Here is an 11,514-nt window from a genome sequence, read left to right on the forward strand (position 1 = left end):
AAATATACTTATATATTGAATATATAGATAATATTGGTTAATAAGAATAAACGGAATACACCCTTATAACTCTAATGTTAATCATATTTTTAATTAAGCTGCTTGTTAATAACTTTTTAACTCATTTGCCATTTTTCCTGTTATTTAACTATATATATGCCTTACAATTTTCATGCTTTTATGATAACATACTTATTGTAGAACTTTATCATACTTAAAACACAACAATAGTTCTATGATTGTGCTATAGGTACAATCATAGAACTAATATAAATTTTTTCACATTAGGGGAGTGTTTTTATCATATGCTGAATTCTGAATTTGCTCAAAACTTCATATCAAAAATTCACAAGCAGTTAAATGTCAATGTAAATATCATGAACGAAAAAGGGATTATCATTGCTAGCTCAAACGTTGAACGAATAGGAAATTTTCATATGTGTGCATATAAAATTATTCATGAAAAACTCAGTATAATGATAACAGAAAAAACCAGTGATGATTTAATTGGAGTAACTAGTCCTGGGGTAAATTTGCCTTTATTAGATGGTATTGAACCAATAGGCGTGGTTGGTGTATCTGGAGATCCTGAAAAAGTCATGTCCCTTGCAAAAATGATAAAATTCGCCTTAGAATCTCTATTTGAATATGAAAATAAATATTATTTTACATTACATAATCAACATGAAAACAGTAAATTTGTTCAGGCTCTTTTATTTGATTATCCTCAAAATCCCTCCAGAATACTAAAAATAGCCAGAAGAATGGGATTTAAGGACAATTTCCTGCGCATCCCTATTTTCTTATGTTTTTCTGGAGATTATGCAAAAAAACTTACCAATCATATATCAGATATATATCAAAAGATAAGCTATTATTGCAGGCAAGATATTCTTCTTAGTATAGACGCACAACATATCTTACTATTTAAGGCTCTTAAGCATAATGAAGTTTCATTTTACAAAGCTTATGTAAAAGATTACATTAGAGAACTGGAAAATAACTTAAATGTAAAACCACAAATAAAATACATTTGCGGTATATGCCAAACATCATTCTTAAAATATGACAAAATTTATAAATATATGAGTTGGCTGAAAAACGACAAGAGGTACTCTAATAAAAAACTCACCTTTCTACAGGATTATTTTTTAGAATATCTACTAGAAAGCTACAGCATTGAAAACTTTTCTCCTTTTTTTGAAAAATATTGCACTCTTATTACAAAAAACTTAGACATTAATAGATTCTTAGATACAGTAAGTGCTCTTATAGACAATAATATGAAACCAAAGTTAGCCGCTGAAAGTTTATATATACATAGAAACACTATCGTCGCACGATTAAACAAAATAAAAAAGTTATTGGGTATAAATCCTATCAACAACGTCAATGACGCAATATTTTTAATTTCTATTTACGAATATTTAAAGCATCAGATATAATTAAAAAGGCCATTTTATACATCAAACAGCCTTTTTACCTGCTATAATAAACAATTAAGAAATAAAATATAGCTCCAATTAGTGCAGAGCCAGTTGCCTGTCCAATATTGCGTGATAAATTCAGAAATTCCGATGATAATCCTCTTTATTTGTCCTTTCTTTATAATGACTGTAAATTTTTCCATATAGGTGATTCAAAAATTCCTTCTTCAGCTTCTTGTTCCATATTCAGATATAATTTCCACGGAACGGCATAAGTTAAATATTCATCTGGTATTAATTTTCTTGTAAAAATTCGTGCCGCAAGATCTATAAATCCCAGTACTGCAGAAGGATCTTTTAATTCTGCCTGTCTAAAAACCTGTGCCCCAATCATTTGACAGGCGGAGCTTTGAGGTGTTATAGTGATATTTATTCCATCTCTTATGGAGCCTGCAAGTGTCATAAGGGCAGTAAGCTCAAGTGGATTAACTATAAATATTACGGATTTGGCCACTTCATTTTCTGATAGGTTTTCCAAGGGCTTTAAAATTGCGTATTTTTCTTTGAAATTATATACTGGTAATTCTTCCGTAATCCATTTTCTGGCCCTTTCCCGTGATGTAAAAAAGCGTTCTCCTTCTAAAAATTTTTGCCTGTCATGTTGATTCATTTTTTCAGTCAATCCCTTATATTGTTGTTCGTTTTTTGCAGATTCCAGTCCTTTGGAAAAAAATGCTGAAAAAGTATCTACTCCCCCGGGCAGAGAATCATAATAGCCGTTTCCAAATCCAAGACCAGCTTTTGCACCGGTACAGCAGCAAGTATTTCGATCAAAAACTGCAGTTTTCCTATGAACAGCTACCTGGGTAAAATACGTCATTATACATCCTCTTTGAGAAGGAGACGGCTGTATATACGATTCCGGCAGTTCATTGCTATGCATTAAAATTACAGGTTTGAATTTTCCATTTAGTTTTCTGGAAATGATACTCTTCATTATAAAGCCTCCTTATTTTTACCTAAATAATCTATGGATGTTTTACCCATTTTTTTAATAAGTTTCTCTAACAATTCTTTATCCTCAGGAGAAATTTCATTCAACAAAATTTTTGTCCATTCTTTTTCAATGTTATTTATCTGTTCATAAATGATTTTAGCTTTTTCAGTAGGGTATAACAACATTTTACGTTTATCATTATTATTAGGAATTCTTATGATAAATCCCTTTTTCTCAAGCTGCATGAGAGCCCTTGTAATATTGCTTTTATTAACATAAACAAAAGGATACAATCCATCCTGGGTAATTCCCGCGTGTTCACATATTTTTAGAATAAACATATGCTGGCTGCTGTTTATTCCTAGTTTTCCAAGTTCTTTATTCAAGTACATTTTACTGAATCTATCTGTAATGGAAATCCATTTTATAAGTTCGATCATATTTTCTCCTTAAATGTAAAAAACTTTATAATAGTTGCGATCGCAATTATTATAAAATAGCAATGTGCTTTTGTCAAATAAATATTCTACTACAAGAATAAATTTTGTGTAATACTCTTGGCTGAAATATTTGCTTACATAGCACTCCTAATTACTATATACTTAGGAGTACTATCGGCGAATATATTACCAGAATTGGTATTCGTTCTTCTTTTAATAAATGGGATCAATAAATTTGAAAACATAGATAATCTAATAATTTCTAATCAACACTTCTTCGACTTCCCCTCTTTTAGAGGCAACACTGTTAATTGATCTGTTAGCATTGACTATTTCAATACTATAACCACTATAGAGCTTCCTGATAAATTCGGTATTACTGTTTGATAAGAGAAATCTTATCTTCTTTTTTTTTAATTCATCACAAACTTCCTTTAATTCAATTTGTTGCTCCCTTCTAAATCCTCCTGTGGTATATCCTGTAAAATTGGAACTGTGACTTATAGGATCATATGGAGGGTCAAAATATACAAATGAATTTTTTTTAATTCCTTTTAAAACTTCTTTATAATCACCAGATTTTATTACAATATCATTCTCATTTAAAAATTTGCTCACTGCCCTCAAAATTACATCATTAACGATATTAGGATTTTTGTACCGTCCAAAAGGAGTATTAAAATATCCTGCTTGATTTACTCTATATAGCCCATTATAACATGTCTTATTCAAGTATATAAACCTGCTGGCCTTTCTTACTTCTGACCAATTTTTATACTCCTTCTTTCTGTCAAATTCTCTCATTTTATAATAAAATTCTTCATCATTGGGATAAGTTTTTAAATATTGAATCAATTCCTCTACTTTATTTTTTATAACATTATACGTATTTATTAATTCAAAATTGTAATCATTTATAACCGCTTTTTTAGGCTGCAAATCGAAGAAAACAGCTCCCCCACCCACAAACGGCTCATAATACTTATAATTTCCTTTAGGTATATATTTACCTATTCCTTTAATTAACTGACGTTTTCCCCCAACCCATTTAACAAAAGGTTGAATTGATTTATTCTTCATAAATATATTTCATTCCTTTAAAGATAGATACTTTTATAAGAAAAAAGAAAGTGATGTATATCATCTGTTTTCAACTATCTGAACCTCCACTCCATTTGGATCCTCTATAAAAAAGAATTTAACTTTTGGTGATGGTGAAATAGGTCCTCTTTTAATGATTATACCTTTGCTTTTTATATATTTCATAGTTTCATCCAGCGATTTCACTTCAAATCCGATAGATATTCCCCTGCTTTCAATTTTAGAATTATTACCTTTATCATATATCAATTCAATTTTGGGTTTATCATTTTCTCCAATCATAGCAATATCCACCCCTGAATTTGGACTAAATCTACTAAAAATTTTAATTCCCAGCAGTTCATTGTAAAATTTCAAAGATTCCTCCATACTTTTTACGTTTAATGTTATCCAGCAAAAATTCATAATATATCAATCCTCCATATCATATTTTATATTTTCTTTATTTCTAATTATCTCTATAGATAACTTTTCTACTTCCTATTAGTTCCGTTTCCAACAAGCACTGTCAGAGCAAAATATATGTATTATCATCTCTGTCATCTAATTGACCTCCTCTACTTTTTTCAATTTAAGTGATTATGACGGGCTCTTTAATTATTTATATCGAAGAATGCTTTGAAATAATTCCCTGAAATCAAACATGGCATAAAGATATATCCCGCTGACTGCTAATGATGTTAGTAGTATACCATAAATTATTATAAATTTTATTTTAATGCTTTTAGTCAGTTTAAAATAGAAGCTGTTTTTATATTTTCTGGTAAAATCATATGTTTGGTAAATCCCTATTGCAAGAATAATAAGTAATGAAATTTTGCCTTTCAAACCTTTTATAGATATAAGTAAATACAATATAAACGGCAGCCCTATATAACATATAACAGGAGATATTGCTTCAGCTATATGACCTCCATCAAGGGGTTTTACAGGAATTAAATTTATTAAGTTAATTACCATGGAAGTGAAGCTCAACACCAAGAATGTAACATCCCCTGTAAAATAATAAATTGCATAGTAGATAAATCCAAATATGCCCCCAAAAAGTGGACCTCCTATTGCAACAATTGCGTTTTCCCTGCAGTTCTCAATATTTTCATGAACTATATATGCACCAAAAGGCGTAAACCCTCCAAAAGCAACTTTTAAATTCAAAAATTTTGCTGAAACATAATGCCCGGCTTCATGAATAAGTAAAATAAATAAATATCCCAATGCATAATAAAAATTAATGACAAATCTCAATACCAATATTGTCAGAGAAACTATGAATACATTAAATACTATTTTTCCCACACCTGGCTTTTTTATTAAATCCACACTGTCTTTCACATTGTAATCCTCCCCATCTCCTCATCAAGTATTTGTCAATTATAGGCTTAGTTTTCTTTTATAAAAAGTATTTACAAATCATTTCTCAATTTCACATATATTATAAAGGTATTGTCCTTGTTTTTCGCCCATACCTCTCCCTTATGCAATTTAACAATATTCTTTACTATTGCAAGCCCTAATCCTGAATTATTTTCATAAGAATTTCTTGACTTATCTCCCATGTAAAGCCTTTCAAATATCTTTCCAATTTGCTCATCTGATAAATCCTGAATGGGTTTATTTTGAAAACTCACTACTGTGTTTTTTTTATCTGAAGTAATATTCACATATACACTGCTGTTTTCAACACTATATTTTACGGCATTGGACAGTATATTCTGAAAAGCTCTGCTTATGAGGTAGGGATCCACATTCAATTTCAGATCTTCCATATCATACTTTTTTACAAATTCAATCCCCGATTTCTCCGCCAAAATGGACATCTCCCCTATAATCTGTTCCATAATTTCAACTATGTTCACATTACACAACTCGGTTTTTACTTCACCGCTTTCCAGCTTTGAATATTGAAACAGATTGTCTATTAACAGCTTGAGCTTTTCCGCCCTTTCCAGAGACTTTTTACTGTAGATTTCCCTATTTTTTACGGAAGTGTTTTTGTCGTTTAATAGATATAGATAGCCAATCAAAGAGGTAAGAGGAGTTCTCAAATCATGGGACAGATTTGTCATCAATTCATTTTTAAACCTTTGAAGAGATTTTTCACGTTCCATCATATTTTTCAGATTGAGTGACATCCTATTTATTTCCTCTGCCAAAATTCCCAGTTCGTCACTGCCTCTTTTTTCAAGTTTACAGTTCAAGTTTTCCTGGGAAATTTTTACTATACTTCTGCATATATATTTTATATATATGGCTTTTTTGTAGGACCAGAAATAAATAATTCCCAGTGAGATCACAATTGGAAATGCTATTATATGCATATGCTTGAATATTTCATATACCGTAAAGCTGAATATAATTATTATAAAAAGCTCTCTGGATACACTTTTTAGGAAAAATTCTTTCATTTTACTTATCAATTTTATAACCTACTCCCCAAACCACTTTTATGTATTTGGGCTCTCCTGGGTTTATCTCTATCTTTTCTCTTATATTCCTTATATGCACTGCCACCGTATTCTTGGAATTGTAAAAAGCTTCATTCCATACATTTTCATATATAGTTTCCGTACTGAGCACCCTTCCCCTGTTTTCCGCAAGTACCTTTAAAATAGAAAATTCAATGGGAGTAAGTTCTACTAAATTCTCCCCAACAAATACCTCATGGGATTCAGTATCTATTGTAAGATCATCTATAACAATCTTATCCCTGTTATGAGGTTTCTCCCCATTGAATTCTGAATATCTTCTGATTTGGGATCTTACCCTGGCCACCAGTTCCAGTGGATTAAAAGGTTTTGTCACATAGTCATCGGCACCTATATCAAGGCCCAATATTTTACTGCTGGGATCATCTTTTGCAGAAAGCATTATAATAGGTATTTTTTTCTCCTTTCTAATTTCAAGGCAAGTATGCAGTCCATCCAGCCCCGGCATCATTATATCCAATATTATCAAATCCACAGCTTGCTTTTTCAACTTTTCTATTGCTGACACCCCATCACAAGCAGTGATCACCTCAAATTTGTCATTTTGGAGATAAATCTTTATTATATCCAGAATATCCTCGTCATCGTCTACTACCAATACACTGTATCCCTTCATGCAAATGTCCCCCTTACTGCAATTCACAATTAAAACAATAATTTTATTATAACATGTTCTATAATTTTACGCTTTTTGCAGATTTGATAAAATTAAATCTTTCCACAAAACATGAGAAGAAGTAAATCATTATAAATGTACAGGGAAATGAATAACGGGGCTGGCCTTCAGAAATAAAATACACAAGGGCAAACATGTAAAAACAAACAAGGTTGTATATTGAATAGCGATCTACAGACTTTTTACCTGAAAATCCCTTAATTGTTATTACACTGTATACAAGCAGCATGACTACAGCAGGAACAAATACCACATATCTTGCAGCATAGGCGTAAAATGAAAATATAAATTTAAAAATTGGGTTTACATTTGCACCATTGAAACTATAGTCTATTTCACTGAAGCCGATATAGGTAATAAACAGCCGTTTGAACCCAAGCTGAACAAATTCTGCTGGATGTGCTTTTATCCATTTCCGTGCTGCCCTGGAGAGCATTTCGTTTTTATCCGTAGCATTGGCATTTATATATTCAGTCTTTTTTACAACAGAATTGCGCACATTTCTGGCATCCATCCACAAGCCATATCTGTTCTGGGAATTATTGTTTACATAAAGTACTATTCCCCCATTGTTGGATATAAAAGTGAACTGCCCCAGGAGTCTGGTATTTCTATATAACCATGGGGATATGGCTACAGCACTTATTATAAATACTATAATTGAATGTTTTAATACTGCCGAAAACTTCATTTTGAAGCACAGTTCCACTATAAAAACCAGAAGAAAAAATCCCAGGAAAAATGGTTTTACCATGGCACCCGCAGCTGTCAGTACGCCAATCAGTATGTATTTGTGTTTAACATCATAGAAGTATAAAAACGTTATTAAAAGCAATATGGCAGTAAACAGTATTTCTCCTGCTAAAATACTGTTGTAGAATATATTGCTGGGGAAAACAACAAATAGACCATATGTAAATTTACGCCTTTTCTCACTCAAATCTGCTTTTTTTAATATTTTATAAAAAAGTACGTAGTTTACGAATGTAAGTGTTAAATTAAAAATTTTTGCTGCTGCCAAGCTACTGCCAAAAATTTTATATACAAGCCCCAGCACAACGGGATACCCCACAGAAGTGTAGGTGTCACCCCAAGGTCCTCCAGCCGCTATCTGTCTGGCTAGTCCATCATAATAGGCAAAATCGGAAAAGGGCTGTGTATTTACCAAAAGCACCCACAGTATACTCATTAAAATTCCGAACAGAGCAGCTTTCCTATAATATTTCTCCATAACAATCCTCCTTTTGATTTTCATATCAGATTCCATTTTAAAAAAAACTTTTAAAGAATCAGTTATAAAATCTATGAAGATTTTCTGAAGATTATACTGATAAGCTGCAAAGACTTTCCTTTTGAATAAAAGAAAAATGAGAAATATAATTCCCGAGCCTAAAAGCTCAGGAAAATTGATTATCACTATTCTATAACTTTTTGCAATTTTAAATATGTATTTTAACCCTCTACCTTTTCGGGTTCATCATATTTTTCCCCAAAAGTCTCTACAGTTACCTTTTTCATTTTTTGATCCTCATAAGGCCTGTCGTTATAATCCCTTTTTTGTGATACTATTTCATCTATCTCTTCCATTCCCTCTATAACTTTTCCAAAAGCAGCATACTGGCCGTCAAGATGAGGGGCATCATCCGTCATTATAAAGAATTGAGAGCCTGCAGAATTTGGTGCCATGGTCCTTGCCATAGAGATCACTCCCCTTGTATGTTTTAAATTATTTTTAAAATTATTCGATGAAAACTCACCTTTAATGGAATAACCTGGTCCTCCCATTCCACTACCTTCAGGATCTCCTCCCTGAATCATAAATCCGGGTATTACTCTGTGAAAAATTGTATCATCATAAAAGCTCCTGTTTATCAAAAATATAAAATTATTCACCGTATTTGGTGCAATATTTGGATAAAGTTCCATCTTTATGGTTTTGTTATTTTCCATTTCAATTGTAACTACAGGATTTTTCATTTATTTTCCCTCTTTCTATAATAAGATTTGATTGTGTATATTTATCCGATAGCTACCTGCCCTAATACTGCCACTTCTATAAGTGACAGATAAGGGCAGCTACGCTCCTGGATAACGATTTCTAAACTTCAGGTGATGTCAAAAACCCCACCTGAAGCAAGAACTCTGTTTATACTATTGAAGCTTTTATATAATTATATAATATTCACCCTGTTTATTAAAGCCCTGGATCTCTCTAGAGCTTTTCTTTGTATTTTTACCAGCCTATATTCTCCAATTTTACCTTTATAAATATATAAATAAAAAATTAAGCAAATAACAATTGAATTGATAAAAATAATAAAAAATATCATAAAAGAGTGTATTTTTTGCTTCAATTATAATATAATAATAAGGTATGTAGGTGAGTGATTACAGAGAAATTGTAAATTCACAAAATCATGTTATACGAGAAAGAACCTATATATAAGCAAGTAACTTCTCCCAAAAGTTACTTGTTGTTTTCATTTTTTGGTTCATCTATTTTAACTTTAACATCTGTCAAAATCTTATCTTTCGAAACACCGGTCTTGCTTTCAAAAAACATTTTAATCTTATCTTGCTTGTAGCAGAAAACTGAAATAATACATAAACTCAATATCTCGGTAATTGAAAGCACTACAATGCACAGGAAGAAAAAGTTCATTCACATTACCCCCTTCCATTGTGCCAACCTGTCATCCCTGTAACCACCCATACAGTAATGATAGAAAGGGGTAATTCTATATAACATGAATCATTACTATTAAATACATTATAGCATAATAATGGTAATGATTAAAAGATACCAAGTTTATGTATTTTTTATATTTATGTGAACAAATCAAAAATGAGAGGTAGATAAGATACAGGTACATTAATATCAGCCATAAATATGAATGATTGTTTTTCCTATATTTTTTATCCTTTTTTCACTCTGTCCCAGCAAAAAATTGACATAGTAATTCTGCCACTCCCTTTCCATGTTTCCTCTACAGTTTATCAACTGATCGTGTGTAAGTTTAAAGGAGCTGCATGCCAGATCATCATAAAATACAGTTTTCCCCAATAGGGCAAGAAAAGTATCATCAAGAGATTCAAATACCTCACATAGAGTTAAAAAAGCACATTGTTCAATAAGTATTTGAAAAACACTGATCGGTGATTGTGAAATATCTATTTTATATTTTTCCCCATAGCCTTTAAGTATTTCTAAAATAGATGATTCCTTAAAAAAATTGCAGAATTCTGTTTCAACTTTCAATTTTTCAAGATACTGTTTTATGTAAAAAATTCCTTTTATATTCATATCATCAAAAACAAGAGGATAATCCATACTGGAGTATGTATCCTGCGCCCCAAAAATTATATCATAATTTTTAAAAAAATCCGGCAGTGCAGCATCTATCGTATCATTATACATCTTAACTGGAACCCGAAGTCTATTTTCTTTTATTTCTTCGTAAAGTTTTTCACATTGGCAGAAAGTTTCTTTTAAAATTTCAATCCCCTTTTTATAAATTTCAAGTATATTTCCTTTTGAAATTAAAAAAGACCTGCTGGAGTCTTGCTGATTTTGAACACAGGCATTAACTGCATAATAAATCGAACCTAAAATACGAAAAGCAGTATCTTCCTTTATGGAACTGCCCTTTCCCCTTGTATATTTCACTATTAGGTTTTGAAAAATTGACATTATATCTCCTTCCAATGTTACTCCTCCTCTTCCCTACAAGTAAGCTTTTTACCATGCCTGAAATTATTTATAATTTTTTCAGTACCTTTTCCCATTACAAGTTCCATGGAACCATTATAGACATTTCCATAAAAAAACATTAAGGCTTCCAATACCTGTTTATCAGGTAAAAAGTCTGACGTACAGTTTTTTACATAGTGAAAAATCGCATACATATCATTGATTGTTTCCACTAAATTATCCTGATTTACATAAGGAGATTTTCCAATTTTTCTTATAATGAATTCAATTATATCCAGATTGAGCTCAATTCTACCCTGACTTTTCAAGGTGCTGTTTTTTGCATTTATTATATCTTTTATATCCTCTACACCAAGAACAAGATTGTACTTACTTAACTCGGCATTTAACTTGAAAATTTCATCTATGCTGTTAGATTTTTTAGATTTACTTACTGAGTCAAATATTTTGGGCAAATTCATGACTTTTCCTCCTAAAAATTTAATTTAGTACATTTGACATATAATTTATTTTGTGATAACATATGATATATTGGGTTTTTGTATGTATTTTTAATTTATTATATCATACCAATATATAAAAACAAGCCATTTCTATTTTTTTCTACCTCAAATTATCTCATCTCATTATTAATATTCTTTAATAATCTTATAATATAATCATAATCTACAAGTG

The 11,514-nt window shown here is 31.1% G+C and carries 13 protein-coding genes; 1 reads left to right on the top strand and 12 read right to left on the bottom strand.

Features of this window, described 5'->3' with window-relative positions:
- Positions 1–305: 305 nt before the first annotated feature.
- Positions 306–1,445, top strand: a complete 1,140-nt coding sequence (locus J5G60_RS12200) for a CdaR family transcriptional regulator (RefSeq protein ID WP_150358641.1) — start codon at positions 306–308, stop codon at positions 1,443–1,445.
- Positions 1,446–1,605: 160 nt separating this feature from the next.
- Here J5G60_RS12200 and J5G60_RS12205 read toward each other — a convergent pair whose 3' ends face one another.
- From J5G60_RS12205 to J5G60_RS12260, 12 genes are all read right to left on the bottom strand, one after another.
- Positions 1,606–2,424, bottom strand: a complete 819-nt coding sequence (locus J5G60_RS12205) for a DUF169 domain-containing protein (RefSeq protein WP_150358640.1) — start codon at positions 2,422–2,424, stop codon at positions 1,606–1,608.
- On the bottom strand, positions 2,424–2,864 hold the full coding sequence (locus J5G60_RS12210) for a MarR family transcriptional regulator (protein WP_150358639.1): 441 nt from the start codon (positions 2,862–2,864) through the stop codon (positions 2,424–2,426). The genes J5G60_RS12205 and J5G60_RS12210 overlap by 1 nt, the downstream gene beginning before the upstream one ends.
- A gap of 252 nt (positions 2,865–3,116) precedes the next feature.
- Positions 3,117–3,944 (bottom strand): DNA adenine methylase, encoded by an 828-nt coding sequence (locus J5G60_RS12215; protein ID WP_150358638.1) that lies wholly within the window; start codon positions 3,942–3,944, stop codon positions 3,117–3,119.
- Between the two features lie 60 nt (positions 3,945–4,004).
- Positions 4,005–4,370 (bottom strand): VOC family protein, encoded by a 366-nt coding sequence (locus tag J5G60_RS12220; protein WP_150358637.1) that lies wholly within the window; start codon positions 4,368–4,370, stop codon positions 4,005–4,007.
- Between the two features lie 192 nt (positions 4,371–4,562).
- Positions 4,563–5,297, bottom strand: coding sequence for a site-2 protease family protein (locus tag J5G60_RS12225; RefSeq protein WP_150358636.1), 735 nt, complete (start codon positions 5,295–5,297; stop codon positions 4,563–4,565).
- Positions 5,298–5,368: 71 nt separating this feature from the next.
- Positions 5,369–6,382 (bottom strand): HAMP domain-containing sensor histidine kinase, encoded by a 1,014-nt coding sequence (locus J5G60_RS12230; RefSeq protein ID WP_150358635.1) that lies wholly within the window; start codon positions 6,380–6,382, stop codon positions 5,369–5,371.
- The gene (locus tag J5G60_RS12235) at positions 6,372–7,067 is read right to left on the bottom strand and encodes a response regulator transcription factor (protein ID WP_150358634.1); all 696 of its coding nucleotides are present in this window, start codon (positions 7,065–7,067) and stop codon (positions 6,372–6,374) included. Before J5G60_RS12235 ends, J5G60_RS12230 begins: the two co-directional genes overlap by 11 nt.
- Before the next feature lie 58 nt (positions 7,068–7,125).
- A complete protein-coding gene (locus J5G60_RS12240) occupies positions 7,126–8,358 on the bottom strand; it encodes a hypothetical protein (protein ID WP_150358633.1) in 1,233 nt (410 codons plus the stop codon).
- A 221-nt stretch (positions 8,359–8,579) separates the two neighbouring features.
- Positions 8,580–9,104, bottom strand: a complete 525-nt coding sequence (locus tag J5G60_RS12245) for a peptidylprolyl isomerase (protein WP_150358632.1) — start codon at positions 9,102–9,104, stop codon at positions 8,580–8,582.
- 490 nt (positions 9,105–9,594) lie between these two features.
- Positions 9,595–9,789, bottom strand: coding sequence for a hypothetical protein (locus J5G60_RS12250; protein WP_150358548.1), 195 nt, complete (start codon positions 9,787–9,789; stop codon positions 9,595–9,597).
- Between the two features lie 216 nt (positions 9,790–10,005).
- The gene (locus tag J5G60_RS12255) at positions 10,006–10,833 is read right to left on the bottom strand and encodes a DUF6179 domain-containing protein (RefSeq protein ID WP_236035290.1); all 828 of its coding nucleotides are present in this window, start codon (positions 10,831–10,833) and stop codon (positions 10,006–10,008) included.
- A gap of 2 nt (positions 10,834–10,835) precedes the next feature.
- On the bottom strand, positions 10,836–11,300 hold the full coding sequence (locus tag J5G60_RS12260; protein WP_150358547.1) for a DUF6323 family protein: 465 nt from the start codon (positions 11,298–11,300) through the stop codon (positions 10,836–10,838).
- Positions 11,301–11,514 lie beyond the last annotated feature (214 nt).

The organism is Clostridium sp. HV4-5-A1G (assembly GCF_900184915.1).
GTDB lineage: Bacteria > Bacillota > Clostridia > Clostridiales > Clostridiaceae > Clostridium_B > Clostridium_B aromativorans.

Coding starts and splice junctions, on each gene's coding strand:
- J5G60_RS12200 (WP_150358641.1), top strand. CDS start 306: ATGCTGAATTCTGAATTTGCTCAAAACTTCATATCAAAAATTCACAAG.
- J5G60_RS12205 (WP_150358640.1), bottom strand. CDS start 2,424: ATGAAGAGTATCATTTCCAGAAAACTAAATGGAAAATTCAAACCTGTA.
- J5G60_RS12210 (WP_150358639.1), bottom strand. CDS start 2,864: ATGATCGAACTTATAAAATGGATTTCCATTACAGATAGATTCAGTAAA.
- J5G60_RS12215 (WP_150358638.1), bottom strand. CDS start 3,944: ATGAAGAATAAATCAATTCAACCTTTTGTTAAATGGGTTGGGGGAAAA.
- J5G60_RS12220 (WP_150358637.1), bottom strand. CDS start 4,370: ATGAATTTTTGCTGGATAACATTAAACGTAAAAAGTATGGAGGAATCT.
- J5G60_RS12235 (WP_150358634.1), bottom strand. CDS start 7,067: ATGAAGGGATACAGTGTATTGGTAGTAGACGATGACGAGGATATTCTG.
- J5G60_RS12240 (WP_150358633.1), bottom strand. CDS start 8,358: ATGGAGAAATATTATAGGAAAGCTGCTCTGTTCGGAATTTTAATGAGT.
- J5G60_RS12245 (WP_150358632.1), bottom strand. CDS start 9,104: ATGAAAAATCCTGTAGTTACAATTGAAATGGAAAATAACAAAACCATA.
- J5G60_RS12250 (WP_150358548.1), bottom strand. CDS start 9,789: ATGAACTTTTTCTTCCTGTGCATTGTAGTGCTTTCAATTACCGAGATA.
- J5G60_RS12260 (WP_150358547.1), bottom strand. CDS start 11,300: ATGAATTTGCCCAAAATATTTGACTCAGTAAGTAAATCTAAAAAATCT.